19 protein-coding genes are annotated in these 21,486 nt (G+C 41.3%); 16 read left to right on the top strand and 3 right to left on the bottom strand.

Annotated elements, in window-relative coordinates:
- The first annotated feature begins 36 nt into the window (after nucleotides 1-36).
- The 15 genes from IEE83_RS06420 (at nucleotide 37) to IEE83_RS06350 (ending at nucleotide 17,636) form a co-directional block, all read left to right on the top strand.
- A complete protein-coding gene (locus tag IEE83_RS06420; protein WP_194119789.1) occupies nucleotides 37-2,109 on the top strand; it encodes a family 20 glycosylhydrolase in 2,073 nt (690 codons plus the stop codon).
- Nucleotides 2,110-2,287: 178 nt separating this feature from the next.
- Entirely contained in the window at nucleotides 2,288-3,079 is a 792-nt protein-coding gene (locus tag IEE83_RS06415; RefSeq protein WP_194119788.1) for a creatininase family protein, read from the top strand.
- The gene (locus IEE83_RS06410) at nucleotides 3,079-3,465 is read left to right on the top strand and encodes a RidA family protein (protein ID WP_194119787.1); all 387 of its coding nucleotides are present in this window, start codon (nucleotides 3,079-3,081) and stop codon (nucleotides 3,463-3,465) included. Before IEE83_RS06415 ends, IEE83_RS06410 begins: the two co-directional genes overlap by 1 nt.
- Nucleotides 3,466-3,487: 22 nt before the next feature.
- On the top strand, nucleotides 3,488-4,462 hold the full coding sequence (locus IEE83_RS06405; RefSeq protein ID WP_194119786.1) for a 3-hydroxyacyl-CoA dehydrogenase family protein: 975 nt from the start codon (nucleotides 3,488-3,490) through the stop codon (nucleotides 4,460-4,462).
- A 1-nt stretch (nucleotide 4,463) separates the two neighbouring features.
- Nucleotides 4,464-5,597, top strand: coding sequence for a mandelate racemase/muconate lactonizing enzyme family protein (locus IEE83_RS06400; protein WP_194119785.1), 1,134 nt, complete (start codon nucleotides 4,464-4,466; stop codon nucleotides 5,595-5,597).
- Nucleotides 5,594-6,535 (top strand): DMT family transporter, encoded by a 942-nt coding sequence (locus IEE83_RS06395; RefSeq protein ID WP_194119784.1) that lies wholly within the window; start codon nucleotides 5,594-5,596, stop codon nucleotides 6,533-6,535. The genes IEE83_RS06400 and IEE83_RS06395 overlap by 4 nt, the downstream gene beginning before the upstream one ends.
- A complete protein-coding gene (locus tag IEE83_RS06390; RefSeq protein ID WP_194119783.1) occupies nucleotides 6,532-7,488 on the top strand; it encodes a dihydrodipicolinate synthase family protein in 957 nt (318 codons plus the stop codon). The genes IEE83_RS06395 and IEE83_RS06390 overlap by 4 nt, the downstream gene beginning before the upstream one ends.
- 95 nt (nucleotides 7,489-7,583) lie before the next feature.
- Nucleotides 7,584-8,327, top strand: a complete 744-nt coding sequence (locus IEE83_RS06385; protein WP_194119782.1) for an SDR family NAD(P)-dependent oxidoreductase — start codon at nucleotides 7,584-7,586, stop codon at nucleotides 8,325-8,327.
- 6 nt (nucleotides 8,328-8,333) lie between these two features.
- A complete protein-coding gene (locus IEE83_RS06380) occupies nucleotides 8,334-9,413 on the top strand; it encodes a hypothetical protein (protein ID WP_194119781.1) in 1,080 nt (359 codons plus the stop codon).
- 120 nt (nucleotides 9,414-9,533) lie between these two features.
- Nucleotides 9,534-10,943, top strand: coding sequence for a Gfo/Idh/MocA family protein (locus IEE83_RS06375; protein WP_194119780.1), 1,410 nt, complete (start codon nucleotides 9,534-9,536; stop codon nucleotides 10,941-10,943).
- A 50-nt stretch (nucleotides 10,944-10,993) separates the two neighbouring features.
- Nucleotides 10,994-12,385: a DegT/DnrJ/EryC1/StrS family aminotransferase gene (locus IEE83_RS06370; RefSeq protein ID WP_194119779.1), complete on the top strand. Its 1,392-nt coding sequence runs from the start codon at nucleotides 10,994-10,996 to the stop codon at nucleotides 12,383-12,385.
- Complete coding sequence (locus tag IEE83_RS06365) at nucleotides 12,382-13,779, top strand: neutral/alkaline non-lysosomal ceramidase N-terminal domain-containing protein (protein WP_194119778.1); 1,398 nt, start codon at nucleotides 12,382-12,384, stop codon at nucleotides 13,777-13,779. The genes IEE83_RS06370 and IEE83_RS06365 overlap by 4 nt, the downstream gene beginning before the upstream one ends.
- A 65-nt stretch (nucleotides 13,780-13,844) precedes the next feature.
- Complete coding sequence (locus IEE83_RS06360) at nucleotides 13,845-15,155, top strand: NHL repeat-containing protein (protein WP_194119777.1); 1,311 nt, start codon at nucleotides 13,845-13,847, stop codon at nucleotides 15,153-15,155.
- 10 nt (nucleotides 15,156-15,165) lie between these two features.
- Nucleotides 15,166-17,235 (top strand): PVC-type heme-binding CxxCH protein, encoded by a 2,070-nt coding sequence (locus tag IEE83_RS06355; RefSeq protein WP_194119776.1) that lies wholly within the window; start codon nucleotides 15,166-15,168, stop codon nucleotides 17,233-17,235.
- Nucleotides 17,236-17,303: 68 nt separating this feature from the next.
- Nucleotides 17,304-17,636 (top strand): high-potential iron-sulfur protein, encoded by a 333-nt coding sequence (locus IEE83_RS06350; protein ID WP_194119775.1) that lies wholly within the window; start codon nucleotides 17,304-17,306, stop codon nucleotides 17,634-17,636.
- A gap of 44 nt (nucleotides 17,637-17,680) precedes the next feature.
- Here the strand turns inward: IEE83_RS06350 and IEE83_RS06345 are convergent, their stop codons facing one another.
- Nucleotides 17,681-18,193 carry a uracil-DNA glycosylase family protein gene (locus IEE83_RS06345; protein ID WP_194119774.1) on the bottom strand — a complete coding sequence of 171 codons (513 nt, stop codon included), beginning with the start codon at nucleotides 18,191-18,193 and terminating at the stop codon, nucleotides 17,681-17,683.
- Between the two features lie 330 nt (nucleotides 18,194-18,523).
- On the opposite strand from IEE83_RS06345, the gene IEE83_RS06340 reads away from it, so the two are divergent.
- Nucleotides 18,524-19,012, top strand: coding sequence for a DUF7678 domain-containing protein (locus tag IEE83_RS06340; RefSeq protein WP_228101696.1), 489 nt, complete (start codon nucleotides 18,524-18,526; stop codon nucleotides 19,010-19,012).
- A gap of 58 nt (nucleotides 19,013-19,070) precedes the next feature.
- On the opposite strand, the gene IEE83_RS06335 is transcribed toward IEE83_RS06340, so the two are convergent.
- Together IEE83_RS06335 and IEE83_RS06330 are read right to left on the bottom strand one after the other, a co-directional pair.
- The gene (locus tag IEE83_RS06335) at nucleotides 19,071-20,444 is read right to left on the bottom strand and encodes a sensor histidine kinase (RefSeq protein WP_194119772.1); all 1,374 of its coding nucleotides are present in this window, start codon (nucleotides 20,442-20,444) and stop codon (nucleotides 19,071-19,073) included.
- Nucleotides 20,441-21,118, bottom strand: a complete 678-nt coding sequence (locus IEE83_RS06330) for a response regulator transcription factor (RefSeq protein ID WP_194119771.1) — start codon at nucleotides 21,116-21,118, stop codon at nucleotides 20,441-20,443. Before IEE83_RS06330 ends, IEE83_RS06335 begins: the two co-directional genes overlap by 4 nt.
- Nucleotides 21,119-21,486: the final 368 nt, after the last annotated feature.

Below are 21,486 nucleotides of genomic sequence, written 5' to 3'. Positions count from 1 at the left end.
AACGCAGGTTAAAAATCATTTCGTAAATATCTCAGAATGAAAAAATCAGTTACAAAAACCTGGATTTTATTTCTTTTTAGTATCAGTGCAATTGCACAAAATGAGCCTTTACTTTTACCCAAACCCAATTTCGTTCAGGTCAAAGAAGGAGTATTTCCACTTGAAAACCTTTCAGTATTTGTTCCAAAAAATGCATCGGAGGATATATCATTCGCTGTGAATGAGCTAAAATCCGTTGTTCAGGAACGCACAGGAAAATATCCAAAAACAGCTTCAATTTCGTCACAGGCTACTTTTCAATTTAAAATTAAAGAAACCGGACATCAACTTGCCGAGGTTTCTGAAATGGATGGAAACAGTGAAAGAGAATGGTATCAACTAAGCATTTCATCAGGAAAAATCCAGGTTGAAGCCCATACCTCCACAGGTTTATATTATGCTGTACAAACCCTTCGTCAGCTGGCTCAGGGATATGGCAAAAATGCTGCTTTCTCTTTTATTACCATTAAGGACAAACCAAAAATTACTTACCGGGGGATTATGATGGATTTCGCCCACGGTGGTCTTTTGACGGTGGATGAAATAAAAAAGCAGATTGATTTTCTGGCGAAATTCAAAACCAATCAATATTATTTTTATAATGAGGTAAGCATCGAACTCGATGGTTTTCCTTCTCTGGGATACAAAACAGGTTATTCCAAAAAGGATATTGTCGAAATAATTGCCTACGGAAAACAGCGTCATATGGATGTGATTCCTTTTTTAAATCTGTATGGCCATTTGCATGAACTGCTTAGAAATGAGAAATATGCGAATCTTTCCATCGGCCATTATGGTCATGAGCTGGATCCAGGAAATCCAAAAGTCAATGAACTGTTAACCAACTGGATTGGTCAGTATACTCAACTTTTCAAAAGTCCGTTTATCCATGTCGGTTTTGATGAAACCTGGGAAACCAAACGCATTGCAGATGATGGCGATATCAAAATCAGCTCGGAAAAACTCTGGCTGCAACAGCTGGATTTCGTTCAGTCTGAATTAAAAAAATATGGTAAAACCGTTATGACCTGGACGGACATGAATAACTATTATCCGGAAATAATTGGTAAAATCCCAAAGGACGTAATTCCGGTAATCTGGGAATATAAACCTGATACTGTTGAGATTAACAGGTATTTAAATCCGGTTCTTGTAGAAAAAAGAAAATTCCTGATTCAGCCTGCCGTATCCGGTTGGGGCCACATTTATCCCGATGCAGATTATACTTATACCAATATTGACCTATGTTTGAAAGCAGGAATCCGCAATAAAACATTGGGATTTATTAATTCAGTGTGGACCGATCCTGTTGAACCTTTCCTCCGACCTTCCTGGCTCTTTATGGCTTACGGCAGCATTGGTGCATGGCAAGGAATTACAGCGGATAAAAATAAATTTGCCTCCGATTTTGCGGCTCTTAATTTTCCCAAAGTAGCGGATAAAATGAAATCAGCCTTTGAATTTCTTCAAAAATCAAATCAAAATCTTGACAAATGTCTTGGTCGCAATACCAATGGAATGCCAAGAGGAACAATCATCGAAAGCTGGTCAAATCCGTTTTTGCCCTATTATCTTTCCAACACAGAAAAACATCTTGCGGATTTTAAAAATGCCAGAAAAAACAGTGAAGAAGCGCAATCAGCACTTATTTCCGCTTTGGAAAAATGTGATAAAAATGATGCACCGTTCATAAATTCCCTTTTAGTTTCGGCCCGACTTATGCATTATACCGCCACAAGGTTTCTCTGGGCAAAAACGGTTTGCGACCGCTGGAATGATTCGATGTTGAAAAAGAAGAAAAACGATTTTGTGGTTTATGACATCACTTATTTGTGTCACGGACTGCTTGTTGATATGATGGATGAAAACGGAGCATTAAAATCGGCTTACGAACAGGCCTGGAACTCAGAATACAAACCTTACCGGCTTAATACAATTCTGGGAAGATTTGATGTCGAGCACGCCCTTTGGCAAAAATTGCATCTGAAAGTGAATGATTACCGCATTCAAAATAATCCGGATCATGTGGCAACAAAGTCTTTTGAAGAACTATTTAAACCTGATTTTTGATCATGGTAAAATTTCGCGCGGCCAAATTCAAAATTATATTGTCAAACTATTTTATTGTTTACAAAATATACATATTTTTGTAAACAATAATTGATCAAATTATAATACTATTTCAGAGCAACTTATTTATCAGGTCGCTTTTAAGAGATAAATGTATTTGTAAACGTTGGTGAATATTATGAAGTTTTCAGATTTGAGCTATCCAAAGATCAACCAGCTTAGAGATAAGGTTATTGTTTTACCAATAGCCGCCATTGAGCAGCATGGTCCGCATCTGGGTGTTTCCACGGATACAGATCTGGTAACCTGGATTGCCCAAAAGGCTGAGCAAAATCTAAGTGAAGGTATTTTGCTTTGCCCGACACTGGCTTATGGTTCAAGTCATCATCACCTGGCATTTGGAGGAACAATCAGTATTACCGCTGATACCTATACGTTGATTATTGTTGAGCTTGTTGAATCCATGCTGAAAAGTGGCTTTCGCAGAATTGTTTTGCTAAACGGGCATGGGGGAAATATTACTCCGGTGAAACAGGCGCTGGCAATTTTAGGAAATAAATACGATTCAGATTTATCACCCAACATTGCACTGGTCACTTATTGGGAGACGGCCGGTAAAGTTTTCGCAGGACAGTCGCCTATGGAAAGTCCCGCGCTCAGCCACGCCTGTGAGTACGAAACCAGCATGATGCTTCACCTTTTTCCTGAAAAAGTATGGATGGAAAATGCCGTGCGCCCAATGCGGCCGGAAAGTAACGGATATATTCTCTGGGAAGATGACGAGGCATACCGGGGTGTCACCCTATTCAAACAAACGCAATTTATTTCCTCAAACGGTAGCAGCGGAGAACCGCAGCTGGCCAATGCTGAGAAGGGAAAACATTTGCTGGAAAGTGCAGCGGCTTCGGTTACTGAATTTCTTCAATCATTTAAAAACTGGCCTTTATCAAGAGATCTTTCAAAGAAATAATGAGCAAAATAGAAATTGAACATCCGGATAAAAAAGTCAGCACCGGCGCCTATTCAGCCGGCGTTTTGATCGACGGCTGGTTATTTATCAGTGGACAAGGTTCAGTGGATCTTGCCGCCGGTGAGGTAATTCATGGAACAATTGAAGAAGAAACACGCAATACACTCAATCATATAAAAAAGATCGTAGAAGCGGCTGGCGGCAGCATGGACGACATTGTAAAATGCAGTGCACATTTAAGCGATATCAATGAATTTGACCGGTACAATACCGTTTACGCCACATTTTTTCCAGGGATAAAACCAGCCAGAACAACAGTTCAATCTGTTTTGGGCGATGGAATCAAGGTAGAAATTGACGCAATTGCCAGAATAAAGACAAAATAATCCCAGCATTGACGGTAACATTATGGCTGAAAAATTAAGGATCGGAACGGTAGGACTTGGCCTGATGGGAAGCAGCATTGCAACCTGCATTCTGGCAGCTGGCCATCAGGTAACTTCCCTTGTAAAAGACATCATTGAAGCGCCTTCTGCGAGACAAAGAATTTATAATTTTTTGGTTGAACTGGAAAAAGAAGAATTGCTTTCAGAAACGTCACAGACTGTAATTGAAAGGTTAACGATTACCGATCTTGTGCAGGATTTAGCTGAACATGAAGTCGTTATTGAGTCAATTATTGAAAGTGTTGAAGAAAAGAAAAAGGTATACCAGGCGCTGGAATCCGTAATTTCTCCGGCTGCAATTATTGGAAGTAATACCTCCGCAATTCCAGTTTCTGTTTTGCAGCAGGGGCTTAAAAACCCTGAGCGGCTTTTGGGTATTCACTGGGCGGAACCTGCGCATATTACGCGCTTCATGGAAGTGATCTGCGGAAAAGATACAAATATCATTTATGCTGAAAAAATTATAGCACTGGCTGAAAGCTGGGGAAAAGAACCTTCGCTTTTAAGAAAAGATATCCGCGGTTTTATTACCAACCGCATCATGTACGCCATGCTTCGTGAAGCTTTCAATCTGGTTGAAAATGGATATGCGACGGTTGAAGATGTGGACCGCTCATTAAGGAACGATCTTGGTTACTGGATCACTTTTGCAGGACCGTTCCGCTTTATGGATCTCACCGGAATTCCGGCTTATCTGACCGTGATGCAAGATCTTTTCCCTGAACTTTCCAATACTTCCTCAGCACCACTTATGATGGAAAAACTGGTAGCAGGCGGTGCAAAAGGCGTGAGTAATGCCAAAGGATTTTATCTCTATACATCAGAAACGGCAGCGCAATGGGAAAAACTTTTTACTGAATTCAGTTACGACATCAGAAAGCTGGCAGAAAAATACCCCCAGAATATTGGTGAAGAATTAAACAGGACAGCGCATTGATATGACCACTATAACAGCAATCAAAGCAACCGAAGTCATTGTTCCGGCCAAACCGGGAAGCCTGAATTCTGAACAGGTTTTGGATAAGGACACCGAATTTGCCAAAAAATTCATGACCGGAGAAAGCTGGACGGAATTTGCCAACCAGCCAAAATGGATCATCGAAATCACTTTAAAAAACGGACTTACCGGCATTGGCGAAACATACAGAAGTGCGTCAAAAGAATTGTTGGAAGAGGCAATTCATGTTTTTTTAGGCGAAGATCTTTTAAAACTTAACTGGCGTAGATTGCCTGTTAGCGACCAAAGGATTTATGAAGCATTCGAATCCGCAGTACTGGATCTGGCCGGAAAATTATTAAACGTTCCGGTATATCAATTGCTTGGTGGCAAATATCGCGACAAAATCGATTGCATGGGCTGGACCGGCCGGAGAACGCCCGAAGATGCTGCACAAAAAGCCTTCGAAGCGATGCAAAAAGGGCACAAAGTTTTCAAATTCAAATGTTCTGATGAAGACGCGGTAAGACTATGGACCGAAGAAATCCACAAAAAATGTGGTGACGGAATTAAAGTTTTGCTTGACCCAAACCAGCGCTGGAAAGATGTTGATACGACTTTGAAACTTATGGAAGGGGTCGACAGAAATACGATGCTTGGACTTGAAGACCCCATTTTACATGCAGATGTTCAGGGATTTAAAACCCTGAAAGAAAAACTTCAAATGCCCATTTACCGCCATATTTCACTTCCATACACGCAGGATATTCGCGACATGATCACTTTTGTGAGAGCTGATGCGGCTGATGGATACAATTTCAACGGCTCGGCTTATAACTCGGTTTTGTTGGCGGAAATCGCAAATCTGGAAGGAAAATCATGTTGGCGCGGTTCAGAGGTAGATCTTGGTATTTCTGAAACCATGGGACTGCATATTGCGGCGGCCAGTATCAATTGCACAATACCGTCCGATATTTTCGGGGAACTGGTGCGTGTGGATGATTTACTTATCAATCCAATACATTTTGAAAATGGCGCAGCAACCGTTCCTTCCGGCAGCGGACTGGGCATTGAACTTGATCAGCAGGCAATCAATAAATTCAAAACCAACCGGTTTATAGAAAAAACATTATGAGCAAATCCGTCTTGTCATGGATCATTCTTTTTGTCTGCAATCTGATATGGTCATTTCATTTTACATGTATCAAACTAACGCAGGATCAGGTCGGCCCCTATTTTACGGTTTGGGCGCCCATGCTGCTGGCTACCATTTTCCTGGCACCTTTTGTAGTAAAAGATTTCAAAAAAGGAAACAGAAAACTTAAAGACCTGCTCATTTTTGTGCAACTGGCAGCCTTGGGCGCTTTTCCGTCACAGGTTTTTATGACCTATGGTACGCAGTATTCGCTGGCCAGCAACTCGGCGATTCTGGTTCTGGCTTTGCCGGTTATTACAGCGGTTTTTGCTTTTTTAATTTTAAAAGAAAAAATGAACCGTGCCCGCTGGATCAGCTTTGGCATCGCAATCATCGGCGTGGTTTTGTGCTCGACAGACGATCTTAAAAAGCTGGATTTCAGCTCAAAATATGCTTTGGGAAATATCCTTATCGTTCTTGCCATCATCGGAAATGGTTACTATAATGTTGGTTGCAAAAAAATCTCGGACAAGTTTACCGAAATGGAAATGCTGTTTTATACTTACCTTTTCCTGGTGATCTTTCTTGCCCCGTTGGTCTGGTATTATGAGCCGGAAATGTTTTTCAAAATCCCTGAGTACACTGCCCAAACCTGGACAGGTATGATTGCCCTTACGCTGTTTCACAATTTCCTTTCCATGCTGCTTTTCTTTAAAGCACTTAAAAATCTGGATGCAACACAAGTTGCACTTTCCAATTATCTGATCACGCTGATGGGGCTGCCTATCGCAGCATTTGTATTGGGAGAAACTTTAAAGACGCAGGCAATTATCGGCGGACTTCTGGTACTTGCCTCCACGTTGATACTAACCATTGTAGACTCAAAAACACAGCAGAAAAATATCGCAAAAGCTAATCAATCAATCAAATCATTATGAGCAATATCGCAGACGAACTCTTCGGCGTAGTTCCTATTATCCCGACACCTTTTACAGAAAACGAAGACATTGATGAAAACGCGCTTCGTGACCTGATCGACTTTGCCATAGCCGGAGGAATCAAGGCGGTTTGCCTTCCTGCCTATGCGAGTGAATTTTACAAACTGACCGACGAGGAAAAACTTCGTGTCATAAAAGTGGCCGTTGATCATGCCGCAGGCAGAATAAAAATTGTCGCTCAGTCCAATCATCCATCTTTAAAAATTGCGATTCGTCTGGCCCAGGCAAATGTCCAGGCGGGTGCAGATGTGATATCGCTGGCGGTTCCACGCATATTCAGTCTGCCTGAAAATTCTTTAAAAGAATATCTTTCAGAATTTTTACAATCCATTCCTAATACACCGGTTTTAATCCAGGATTTCAACCCGGGCGGCTCCTCGATCAGCGTTAGTTTTATCAAAAATCTGATGGACGAAAATCCGAATTTCAAATATCTCAAACTTGAAGAACCGCTATGCGCACCAAAATTTGATGATATTATCAAAACGACGGATGATAAAATCGGTCTTTTCGAAGGCTGGGGAGGCCTTTATATGCTTGAATTAATTCCAATCGGAATCCGCGGCGTCATGCCCGGACTTGCCGTTGCGGATATTCTTCAAAAAGTTTTTGAATTGAGAAAAAACGGAGAAAACAAGAAGGCTTTTGAGCTTTTCGAGAAAGTTATGCCGCAAATATTTTTCTCTTTACAAAATATGGAGCTCTTCCATTATGCAGAAAAAGAATTGCTGATAGCCCGAGGCGTGCTCTCCAACAGTATTGCTCGTAAAGCGGCCTATATTCCGGATGCTTCCTCGATCAGTTACATCAAAGAACTTAATCAAAATGTCATTGATTTGCTGCAAGATGAGAAGTATGGACTCACGCCGCTGGAAGCAAATGTCAGCAAGTAAAAAATCAGTTCCGTTTTACTTTTGGTAATACAAGTACTGCATTTACAGACCCAACGAAGCTTGTTATTATCAGATTTTACACAATTCCTGAACCTATGGATAATTTTGAAGGACAAGTTGCCATTGTAACCGGAGCTGCATCCGGACTTGGTTTGTCTATTGCCCGTAAACTTTTGAATAGCGGCGCAAAGCTGGCTTTACTGGATTTGAACGAAAGTGCCCTTTTGAGCTCATTTGATAGCTTTTCTGAGCAGGTTATGTGCGTGGGTATAGACATCACAAACCAGCAGCTGGTTGAAGAAACGGTATCAAAAATTCTGGCACATTTTGGCAAAATTGATATTCTGGTCAACTGCGCAGGCATTACCGGCCAGACCAACTTAAAAAGTCACGAGGTAAGTACCGAAAATCTGCAAAAGGTTTTTGAGCTGAATTTCATGAGCAGTTTTTACACTTCCAAGGCGGTGATTCCCAATATGCTTTCCAACAATTATGGACGAATTCTGCATATAGCATCAATCGCCGGAAAAGAAGGAAATGCAGGAATGCTCGCATATTCCGCCAGTAAAGCGGCTGTCATCGGGATGGCAAAAGTGCAGGGGAAAGAATATGCAGAAAATGGGATAACGGTGAATGCACTGGCTCCGGCTGTGATCCAAACGCCGCTGGTGGACGCAATGCCCGAAGCGCAGGTAAAATACATGACTGATAAAATACCGATGAAACGTTGTGGAACGCTGGAAGAAGCAGCTAATCTTGCCGCTTACATTGTGTCTCCATTGAACAGTTTTACCACAGGATTCACCTTTGATCTTTCGGGCGGAAGAGCAACTTACTAGGAAATTATGCACGGACAGGAAATGTATTTTATAAATCCCATTCATGGCGATATGATGCACGCCTGGGACGGGAAATTAAGCGGAGATTCGTTGAAAATCAAGGTTATCGTTTCTGCGCCAGCTAACCGGAAAATTACTATCAATGGTGTCGATACTGATTTTACAGATGGATTTTATCAGGCTGAAATCGATTTGGAAAACTATGAAAACAACGTTGAAGCCCTGGATACTGAATCCGGGAAAAGTATTTCAATAACAGTGTATCGCTTGAAAAACTTTGCCGGAAAATATCGTTTGTCAATTGATGATAACATCTGGTTTCTGCGTGATATTCAACAAAATGTGAGTCAGTACCAGTCACTTTTCGGGCATCCGTACATGGCCGTTTTAAAAGAAATAAACGATACTTACGGCACAAAAATCCATCTGAATTTATTTTATGAAACCGAAGGATTTAATCTTTCCGAATTCACGGATCGCTATAAAAACGAGTGGAGAGAAAATGCAGGATGGTTGACGCTAAGTTTTCACGCAAAAGGCGAATTTCCTGATCAGCCTTATATCAGTGCAGATTATGAAACAGTGAAAAAAGATTGCGATCTGGTTATTTATCAGATCAAACGTTTTGCCTCCGAAGACGTAATGACCAGCGTAACGACGATTCATTGGGGTGAGGCTACACGCGAAGGTTCACGCGTTTTAAGAGATGCAGGTTATAAAGGCCAGCTGGGTTATTTCAATATTGATGACGAACAATATCCTGCCAGTTATTATTTAAACGAAACGGAAAGACGGCATATCAAAAAACGGTTGGTCTGGAAGGATATGAGCGAGGATATTATTTTTATCAAAACCAGTATTGTTATTGATATGAAAAAAATAGACGAAATCGTTCCGTGGCTCGATCATTACAGTCAAAATGGTGGAAAACCGCCTTATGTTGATCTTTTAGTCCACGAACAATATTTCTATCCATCCTATTTCAATTACCAGCCCGATTACCGCGAAAAGCTGATTACGGCTGTGAAATGGGCACATGACAATGGATATGAGCCGGCAATTTTAGGTGATTGTATTCAGGACTAATGTTTGGGAGACGAAAATATTGAGAAAATCTTTTCTGTCATCACCTAATACGTATAAATGTATGCGTTACCCAGAAAATCGCATTTTCAGAAGTAGTATTTTATTCACAACGGAGTACTTATGGATAAGAAACGCAGAGACTTTTTAAAACTTACCGGATTGTCCGGAATAGGTCTGGCCACAGCTCAAACGGCTTTTGGCCATACTGATGACTATATTTCGGACCAGCATACTGAAAAAAAGTATATTCAGAAATTCAATATGTCAGGTTACGCTGCTCCGAAATTACCGGTTGTTCGTGTCGGTTTTATCGGGCTTGGCAACCGGGGAATGGCGGCAGTGGAGCGGATGAATAAAATTGAGGGTGTTCAAATAAAAGCGTTGTGCGATTTAAGAGCTGAAAAAGTTGAGGAAGCGGCCAAAATGGTTTCGCCTCAGGGACATCAGCCTAAAAAATTTTACACAGGTGCCGATGCATGGAAACAACTTTGTGAAATGCCTGATATTGATCTTGTTTACATCGTAACACCCTGGGCATTGCATACACCGATGGCTGTTTTTTCCATGAACCATGACAAACATGTTTGCGTGGAAGTGCCTGCGGCTAAAACCATTGAAGAATGCTGGCAGCTGGTAGAAACCTCAGAGCGCACACGAAAGCATTGCATGATGACAGAGAATTGCTGTTACGATTTTTCGGAACTGCTGACTTTGAATATGGCGCGCCAGGGATTTTTTGGAGAAATCACACATGGAGAAGGCGCTTATCTGCATAATTTGCAGGAATATGTGTTTTCCAAAGACCGGTTTTACCAGATGTGGGAGCTTGAAGAACTTTCCAAAAGAACCGGTAATCTCTACCCTACCCACGGTTTGGGACCGATTTGTCAGGTGATGAATATCAACCGCGGTGACCAGATGGACTATCTTGTTTCTATGTCAAACAATGATTTTATAATGGGCGAAACTGCAAAAAAACTGGCAGCAGATGATTTATTTTTTAAACCCTACGTTGGCCGGCATTTTAACGGCATGATAAACACCTCAACAATACGCACGCATAAAGGAAAAACGATTTTAGTTCAGTTCGATGTAAGTTCTCCGCGTCCATACTCACGGATACAGCTCGTAAGCGGCACCAAAGGAACCGCATTAAAATATCCGGAGCCAGCCCGTTATTCCAAAGATCACGAATGGCTGACAGCAGAAGAATATAAGGCTGTGGAAGAAAAATATACACCACCGATCATCAAAAAAATAGGAGAAGCGGCAAAACAGGTTGGCGGCCATGGCGGCATGGATTTCCTGATGGACTGGCGCACAATTGATTGCCTGCGAAACGGATTACCATTGGATCAGGATGTTTATGACGCGGCATTATGGAGCTCCATCGGACCGCTGAGTGAATGGTCGGTGGCACATCGCTCCAACTCGATTGACGTTCCTGATTTCACTTCGGGTTCGTGGAAAACAAATAAGCCAGTTGACATTTCAATGAAAGAAGGCGGAAATACCAAAGTATTGCTTTGACACAATTACCAGAATTTCCTGACAAGGATAAAAAGCTAAAATCTTAAAAAATGGAATCATCAAAATCTAGTTTTTCAAGAAGGGATTTTATCAAAAAGAATTCTTTGGCGGCCGCCGGCGCAGCACTTGCTTCGGTAGTTTCAAAACCTGTTTTTGCTTCCGGTCTGAGCCAGGTACAGACGCCTGCCATTTTAGGCGGGAAAGCGGCATGGAGCACTTCCAAATGGCCTGAATGGCCGATCTGGAATCCGGCAACAGATGAAAAACAGGTGCTGGAAGTTTTAAGAAGCGGCATCTGGTCCCGCGCTGAAGTGGTTACCCAATTTGAAAAAGAATGGGCTTCAACACTTGGAGCAAAACGCAGTCTGGCCGTTGTGAATGGTACAAATGCGCTGGTAATAACATTGAATCAGTTTGATATTAAAGCCGGCGATGAAGTGTTGGTGCCGCCGTATACTTTCATTGCAACAGTTTCTTCTGTTTTATCCAACGGTGCTATTCCGGTTTTTGTCGATATCGATCCTGAAACATTTCAGATGGACCCGGCAAAAATTGAAGCCAAAATAACACCGCGTACAAAGGCGATCATTCCGGTTCATATTCTGGGTTTGCCGGCGGATATGGATAAAATAATGGCCATTGCCAAAAAGCATAATTTGCTCGTAATTGAAGATGCGTGTCAGGCGCATTTAGCAGAAATCAACAAACAGAAAGTCGGTACAATTGGGGATGCAGGCTGTTTCAGTTTTCAAAATTCAAAAAATCTCCCGATTGGTGAAGGCGGCGCGATTGTCAGCAATAATGAAAAATTTATGGACCGCTGTTATTCCTATCACAACTTCGGTTATGCTTATGGAACTGCCGTTGGCGCTGTCAGCAGTGGTTGTATTATCCAGGGAACGAAACTCAGATTTACTGAATATCAGGCTGCGATAGGGCTCGCTCAGCTTAAAAGGCTCGACAGCCAGACTACAACCAGAAATGAAAATGCAGCCTATCTTAAATCACAGATCAAGGATATTCCGGGCATTGTTCCTTATAAACTTTACGACAATGTGACCCGAGCCGCTTTTCATCTTTTTCCATTTCGCTATCAAAAAAATGCATTCAGCGGTTTATCAAGGGAATCTTTTATTAAAGCACTCACCGCCGAAGGGATTCCGTGTTCGAGCGGTTATGCGACTCTAAATACGCAGCCGTATTTGAAAGACACTTTTGAATCAAAAAATTACAAGAAAATGTATCCAGCTCATTTGCTGGACATTAACGCTTATAATGAACAAAATAAATGTCCCCAGAATGATCTGCTTTGCAACGAAGAAGCCGTCTGGTGTACCCAGAATATGCTGCTTGGAACCAAATCAGACATGAAGGATATCGCCTCAGCGATTGAGAAAATCCACAAGAACTCGGCACAGATTAAAAAAATGGGAAAATTATGAAAGTAATATTCTTTCTGACAACACTGGCCTGGTTGGTATTTCCGGTACAATCTCATGGACAAAATAAAGTGCTGGCCAATGACAAAAAGGGCTGGAAAGCTGGTGTCGCCAAGGTGGTTATCACGCCTGCACAATCGATGTGGATGGCAGGTTTTGCCTCGCGTACGGGTCCGTCAGAAGGAAAACTGCACGATTTGTGGGCAAAAGCCCTGGCACTCGAAGACGCTGATGGCCAGCGTTCTGTGCTGGTAACAATGGATCTTCTGGGCCTGCCAAAAATGATTTCGGATACGATCCGTAAAGCCATTGAAAATCACTACCATTTATCAAAAGCACAAATAATTTTAAATGCTTCCCACACACACTCCGGACCGGTTTTGAGTACCGCTCTTTCGGATATTTATCCAACGAATCAGGATGATGAAAAGAAGATACAATCCAATTCCATTCATCTCACTGAACAGATTATAAATCTGGTTGGCAGTGCGATTAAAAATTTAGCCCCCGCATCTTTATTTGCGCAAAATGGAGTGGCACGTTTTCAGGTCAACCGAAGAAATAATGATGCTGCTAAACTTGAAACATTGACTGCATTAGTAGGCCCCTCGGATCCTGCCGTGCCGGTGATTAAAGTTACGGATACAAAGGGAAATATTATTGCAATCGCTTTTGGATATGCCTGTCACCCAACGGTTTTGAATGAGAATCAGTGGTCAGGTGATTATCCGGGATACGCTCAAATAGAGCTTGAAAAACTTTATCCAAAAGCCACTGCGCTATTTTTCCAGGGCGCCGGTGCAGACCAGAATCCCCTGCCAAGAAATACAGTTCCGCTCGCTGTTCAATATGGGAAAACGCTTGCCGCGGCCGTTGAACGCGTTCTTAGCGAAGATATGAAATCACTTGAAGCAAAATTAACAACCGCTTATAACGAGATTGACCTTTCCTTGACCACCGCACCGTCCGAAGAAAAACTTACCAAAATGGCTGAAAAGGAAACCGGTTTTCAGCAGCGCTGGGCGAAAAGAATGCTGGAAAAGATAAAAAACGGACAGCCATTTCAAACCACTTATCCCTACCCCGTACAAATTTGGAAACTGGGAGAGCAGCCCATTATGACGCTGGGAGGTGAGCTGGTTTCTGAATACGCCATTAATCTTAAAAGGATTTTCGGTCAAAGCACTTTTGTGATGGGCTATTGTAATGACGTAGTAAGTTATATTCCAACATCCACCATTTTAAGAGAAGGCGGCTACGAAGGTGATCTCGCGCAAATCGTTTATGGTTTACCCGCCACCTGGGCATCAGATACGGAAACAAAAATCATGAATGGCATGATTCAATTGGCGGAAAAAGCGGGGGTAGTAAAACCGGAATCGCAACTAATCAAATGATCTTGATTTGAGGATTATATGATTGGCAAGATTTAAACCTGAAAGCCCTTATTCAAATAATTTTTATGAAAGATACTGAAACAGTTACAGAGCCCGAAACTCAGGCAAAGACATTAATAGCCAAACATTATTTTTCCGGATTTGATAAAGCGCATGATACCTATAATGCAATTTCAGCTGCCAGCGACGGGAAAATTTACTACGTACTTTCTTCTGATCAATATGACATCGGTGGACGTATGTATGTTTATGATCCTGAGAATGAAAACATAAAATTTCTGGGAGATCTGACTGAAATCTGCGGAGAAAAAAAGCTAAAAGCGATTGCACAGGGCAAAAGCCATGTGCGTTTTTATGAACTTAATGGAAAGCTTTATTTTTCAACTCATGTGGGTTATTACCAGCTAATTGATGGCATGGATCGTCTGCCCGAAACTGCACCGGATGGCTGCAAACTATACATTGGCGGACATTTTTTATCTTATGATTTACTTACTGGCAAATTCGAAGATCTGGCAGTAGTACCAAACGGCGAAGGGATGGTTTCCATGACCATGGACTTACAGCGTGGACATCTATATGGAATTTCGTGGCCAAATGGACATTTTATCCATTACGATGTTGACCAGAATATTTTAAAAGATTCAGGCCCAATTTCAAAAAAAGGTGAAGCGGGCACGCCTGGTGATGATTTCCGATCTTTATGCCGGTCTCTTTTTGTGGATCCTGAAAATGGAACCGTTTATTTTTCTGTCGCGGAAGGTGATATTTTTTCTTACAACCCATCGCAAGGAAATATTGAAAAACTGCAAAATGTAGATTTAAGATTAGACTACTTTGGTAAATACGATCCAACCCGGCCGGGAAGTATGTCTTATAACTGGCGAAAGATTTTTTGGCATCCGCTGGAAAAAGTCGCCTATGGTGTTCATGGCAATTCGGGTTATTTGTTCCGCTTTGATCCAAAAGAAGAAAAAATTGAAATCGTTGACAGGATTACTTCCGAACCTTCGAAAAAAAGTGGGATGTTCGATCAATTCAGTTATGGCTATCTTGGTTTTCAGCTCGGGCCGGATCAGCAAACAATTTACTACCTTACCGGCGGCCCGATTTATGAAAATGGTAAACGTTTGAAAGGTGAAGAACAAATAGCAAAAGGCGCCGCGAAAGGACTTGAAAATCTTCATCTTATCACTTATCATTTACCAACTCAAAAGTACATAGATCACGGTCCTGTTTTTTATGAAAATGGGCATCGACCTACCTATGTAAATTCTATTGCCGTCGACGCCAAAGGAGATATTTATACCCTCGCCCGTTTTAAACATCAGGGCAGCATTATTCAGGATCTGGTAAAAATCCCAAATCCATTTTAACCTTGTCGTTATGAAATTCACTCCGATCTGCTCTATTATATTATTACTTCTGATCTGCTTTGGTTGTAAGCAAAAACATTATTCTGATGCCCTAACGCCGGAAGAAGCGCTTAAAAGTTTCGAGCTTGACAAAAATTTCAACATCGAAATCTTTGCCACTGAACCCGTCGTTAAGGATCCGGTTGAGATGGTTTTTGATGAGCAGGGACGTGCCTTTGTTGTAGAAATGCCCGACTATCCCTACAAACCTGAAAACGGAAAAGGAAGTGGCCGGATTAAAATGCTGGTCGATACCAACGGCGATAACCGCATGGATAAATTCTATCTTTTTGCTGATAGTCTCTTGGAAGCAACGAGTATTTTGCCCTGGAAAGGTGGACTTTTGGTAGCAGCGGCTCCCAATATTTTATATATGAAAGATACCACCGGTGATTTCAAAGCTGATATCAAAGAAGTACTTTTCAGTGGTTTTTTTGCGGGTAACTCCGAGGCGCAGATTACGAATTTACGGTTTGGAATTGACAACTGGATTTATGCTTCCAATCATGGACAGGACGGAGAAGTTTCCTTTTCAAAACAACCCGGGGCTCCTGCCCTTCCTATGAAAAATGCAGATTTCCGATTCAGACTGGATAGGAATCAGTTTGAACTGGAAACTGGTCCCGGACAATTTGGTCACACCTTTGATGATTTCGGACATCGGTTTGTGACTCAAAATACGATCAGAATTCAGCACATGGTGATACCCTGGCGGTATTTACATCGTCACGAATATCTGTCTTCAAAAAAAGGCATGCTGGATATTTCCAACGGCGATTTGACCATGTATCAGCGCACCGACGCGCCTTACTGGCGTGCAGAAAGGTCAGCTCGCAGAAACAAGGAGTATAAAGAACAACAGCTTGATCGCATCGAATATGCCGAAGATCATTTCACCGGCGCATCGGGAGGCACTTTTTATGGTGGTAATACTTTTCCTGAAAAATATTATGGTAATGTTTTCACAGGTGACGTGTCAGGAAATCTGGTTCACCGCGATATTATTGCACCGCTGAATTCCAGTCCGACCTATGCTGCGAGCCGCGATTCTGTTTTGGAAAAAGAACGGGAATTTCTAAGCTCAACTGATCCCTGGTTTCGTCCGGCCAATTTGACTACCGGGCCTGACGGCTCCTTGTATGTGATAGATATGTACCGCCAGCATATTGAAACACCCGTTTCTATTCCCGAGGATTTAAAAACGGATATGGATTTTCTGGCAGGCGTTGATAAGGGCAGAATTTACAAAATAACACCGAAAAACCCCAGGTCTGCGCCTTCTGCTTCGGTCAATTTAGCTAAAATGACATCCACGGAGATCGTAAAAATACTATCTGACCCGAATCAGTTTTACAGGTTACAAGCACAAAGGATATTGCTCGAACGTCAGGATAAAAGTGTTATTCCTATGGTTACAGAATTATTTTCAAAAGGAACTGATGCGCGCGCCAGGCTTCATGCTTTTTTTGTTTTGGAAGGATTGAATGCCTTAAATGAAAGTTTAATAAAAAAAGCGGTGAACGATACAAATCCCGGCGTGAGGGAATACGGGATTATTCTTGCTGAAAAATATCCGGGACTTCTACCGGAAATCATAATCAAAACTACTGATACCAATGCGCGTGTGGCATTTCAGGCCACTTTAAGTCTGGGTCAATTTCCGTCTTTTAAATCCACAGCACCTCTGGTAAATGTCATCAACAAACACTTTAATGATCCCTGGTTCAGACTGGCGGTTCTAAGTTCTGAACCGGGGATTTCAAATGAATTTGTAAAGCAACTCGCATCGTCAGGCTTCTTTTCAAATGCTGAAAATGAAAAAATGGATTTCGTTAAAGATCTTTCTCAAACCATAGGTGCACGAAACCAAAATGGCGAATTGGGAAAATTCTTAACAATACTTTCAGTTCCAACTATTGCAAAAAATCAGGATTGGATGCTTTCGGCTTTAACTGGCGCAACAGAAGGTTTGAAAACGGCTAAAACAAAGCCTGATGCAGGTCTTTTAAAAGTGCTGACAGATATCAGTACAAATCCCTAGCCAAAATTAAAAACAGCGGCTACGCAAGTTTTAACCGTAATTAAATATTAATAATCTGTTGCAGCAATATGGAATTTTCACGTCGTCAGTTTTTTCTTTTATCCGGATTTGGGATTTTTTTTACGGGCTGTAATGGAAAAAGTGACAAAGAAACCAGCGAAACAAAGGCCGTAACGAATGCTGACCCATGCTCGGATTTTTCAGATGTCAGCGAAACAGAACTAAAAAAACGGCAGCAGCTGGGTTACGTAAAACAATCACCATCAACAGAATCCTATTGCAGTAACTGCCAACTCTGGCTGCCGCCAAAAGAAAGTAAAGATTGTGGAAATTGTCAAATTTTTAAAGGACCCGTGCTTGCACAGGGGTATTGTACTTACTGGGCGCCGCAAATGAGTTGATTTTTTTGACTTAGCGATTTTAAAATTCATCTTAAAAATTGTTATCAATCTTCCGGTATGATTTCCGCATTTTTAAGAATAGCAACGATCGCCATGATACAATTTTTTCTATTTGTATCACTTCCCGCCGGATAGGGAACTGCTTCCATTTTTTTGATCGATTGTATCCCTGAAAGTTCCACCGCGCTGGTCACTTCCTTTTGCAGATCTTTCATTAAAATAATTACAATTTCCGGCTGGTAAATCTTCAATCGTTCGCTCAAAGGGGAAATACCGGCGTTACGCGCCAGTTTTCTTGCCGGCATATCTTCCTTGTTTACGGGCTCCGTACTTAAATGATCAATATAACAACCCATAGACTTGAACAAACCAAAGAATTCTTCGTTTGATTTAAAATCTCCGTAGAGTTCTGCAAAAGCCGATTTAACGGTTCTAAAAAGATTGGTATTGCCAAGATAAAACCTTCTGGCACCAACTGCCGGCGCCTCTCCAACAAATAAGACCTTTACTTTTTCTGGTTTATGTTTAAGTCTTTCGGGATCATGTGTATGCATCATTTTCTAAATTCAAAAATTCCGTTAAAACAGGAAACTAACTTCCTTTTAGTTTTCTAAAATCATTCCACATTTTCTTTCCTGACAGATTTAGTATGACATAGCAGAATAGCTGACATAAATTGAACGTTCGGCTATATACCTCACTAACAAAAAGATACACATTAAGCACACATTTTAAGGGAGTTCAGGATCACAAAAAAAAGTATCTGTAATAGGAATAATTCCAAATTTCTCATACCGACTGAAAAATCTTCTTTTTGACATTGAATACTTTTTTAAGGTTTGTAAGTTTGATGTGTGCTGAATGATAAAGGAACAATTATGCAAAAAATGTCTCGCAAAAACGTACGGCTGACTGACTTTCAGATCAAGCGTTTACAACAGTTAAGCGAACTTGACGGATCTGATCCGGTGGATCATGTAAATAGGGCCATTGACGAGTATCTTAAAAACCAGAAACTGGATTTGACATCTCCTAGTGAATCTGATATTGTTGCAGAATTCAAAGAGCGGCTGGATGAACCGACCATCGCCGGAGCACTTTGGGTTTCTGGAGTTGTTGATCAATATGAATTTTCGGCGCTGATTCTCAATAACGTTACAAAACTTGGCATTGATAAAGGGCGAATTTCAAAACTGGCCATCTGGGATCCTGTTTTGCGTGAGAGTACCAACAACTTTATCAAATCATGCATTGTAAACTATGACCGCGGCTGGGATATTCGTCCAAGCAAAATTGCGCTGCCCTATTATAACAAAGTAAAACAATTGCTGGACAGCTCAATGCATAAATTTGTTCAGAAACGGATTTACAGATAAACTCTGATTCAGCTATGAAAATTACTTCGGACTAATTTAATAAACCGGATTAAATAGCTCAGGCGGATTTTAATGGCAAACCGATTGAAACCGTAGTTCCAAGGCCGCTAACCGAATCAATAACCAGACTTCCCAGGTGGAAATCCATTATTTTTTTGACAAGCGAAAGACCAATACCAAAACCGTTTACCTTACCCGTATTTTGTCCCCGCATCATGGGCAGGAAAATATTTTGAAGATCATCGGGCAAAATGCCAATCCCTTTGTCAGAAATTTTAAGCACCAGCATTTCTTTATCTTCAATTATTTTAATATTAACTGTCTGAAAATCAGAATATTTACAAGCATTATCCAGCACATTATTTATCGCAGAACGCAGCAAATGCGGAACACCCTCGGTAACTGCCTGAAAATCGCCTTTCTTTAATTCATTCTCAACAATTTCCAGATTTACAGGCTGTGATGGATATTTCTGGTTGATGTATGATACTGAATCAATTACCAGGTCGATAATGTTTATACTTTGCTTTTCAGCCTTAAAACGCAGCCCTTCAATCTCGGCCAGAAATAATAAATTATTGGAAAGTTCAATGGCATGATTGACCTGCTCAACAGCCTCCCCAGCCGATTGCGTCCATTCTTCTTTATTATTATCATAACTCATTGAAGTTTGCAGGACGCCTTTTATGACGGTCAGCGGCGTTCTGAGCTCATGGGAAGCGTACGAAATAAAGCTGCGCTGATTATCTGCAAGCTCTTTTATTTTTTCAAGCAATCCGTTAAACGAACTTCCCAAAGAAGCCGCTTCATTTTGTTGGGAGCCGACTGCGATCCGGAAACTAAAATCGTCAACCGGCGCTTTATCCATTTGTTTTATCAAATAATCAAACGGCAGCATGGCTCTTCTGGAAAAAAAATATCCGGTAATACCAATAATCACCAGTGCCAGAAGATTGCCAAAAAATAAAGAAAGCCGTAGCGTCCGGCGCATGTTGTAACCATGTACATCATAAGCCGTCACCAGCGCCAGATAAGTTTTCCCGTTTTGGGAATACGTCAACCCGACGCCCTCCTTTTTTAAATCAAACAAAGGAGAATTATAGGTAAAACCATATTTCTTTTTCGACCTGACCAGCGCCATAAATGCTGCATCAGGAACGTAATCGCAGTTTTTGGAAGTAGCCGCGATCAGATTATTATGCTCATCGTAAACCGCTTCACATTGTTCGGCAAGGGGAAAGAAAACATCCGTTTTGAAAGTTTCAGGATTACTGAGCAATCTTTGGGTAGCCTCTGCTTTTTCAGAAAGCCTTTCCTGCATCAGTTCCGCCCTGTAATCTTCGTAAGAATAGTAGACAAACACAGAAAACAACGCCAGAATGGTGGCTACAATCAGCGTAAAAGCAACGGTGATATTTTGCTTTATGCTCATGGTTCACGCAAAGTATATCCCCTGCCCGTAATGGTGTGGAGCAATTTTTCGGTAAAATTCTTATCAATTTTCCTTCTTAAATAATTGATATAAACGTCAATGACATTTGAATTGGCATCAAAATGAAGATCCCAGACCCTGTCCAGAATGTCTGCACGACTTACAATTTTACCTTTATTATGCATAAGGTATTCGAGAAGTTCATATTCTCTTTTAGTAAGTTCAATCGCAATATCCCCGCGCCGAACATGCTGGTTGTCTGTGTTTAGTACTAAATCACCAACCTGCAAAATTTTGGCATGACTGGAAAAACTGTTGTTTTTTCGGGCGAGCGTTTTGATACGCGACAATAATTCTTCAAACTCAAAAGGCTTTGTCAAATAATCATCAGCGCCCGCTTTGTTGCCCAAAACTTTATCCTGCAACATGCCCAGAGCGGTCAGCAGCATCACAGGCGTTTGAGGCCATTTATTTTTTATAAATATGCACAAATCAAAACCATTGATCCCCGGAAGGTTCACATCCAAAATAATAGCATCAAATTTTCTTTGCTCGCACAAGCGTTTTCCCATCAGGCCATCGTAGGCTATTTCCAGATTAATCTGCTCTCCAAGAAAACCTTTTCTTATAAATCCGGCCAGTTTGGGGTCATCTTCCACCAGTAATATCTGCATCGTAACAACATTGGTATGGCTGCGAATTTATGGTGCGGGTATTAAAAAACGGTCTATAAAAAATTAAAAGATGATTAATATGCACGTTAATGCATGGCACGCACAGCTCAGTGATCAGGCTCTGATTCGTTTTCTTCTTCTTCCTCAGGATCAGGCATTTTCTTCATGGTTTAAATTTTATTTTACAATACTGAACTTGTAAATACCAAATGCGAAAAATATTGATCCCGACTGACAGAAATATTTTTATCAACCTGATTAACAAAAAGTTAAACAGAAATTACAGGAACTGGATGGCATGAATACCATTTCAATTTGACATGCTTTATCATTTTGGAATTAACCCGTCCCCTTCTCTTTATTCATCA

The organism is Dyadobacter subterraneus (genome assembly GCF_015221875.1).
GTDB classification, from domain to species: domain Bacteria; phylum Bacteroidota; class Bacteroidia; order Cytophagales; family Spirosomataceae; genus Dyadobacter; species Dyadobacter subterraneus.
The sequence above is the reverse complement of the archived record's forward strand: the minus strand, read 5'-3'. Positions and strand labels throughout refer to the sequence as shown.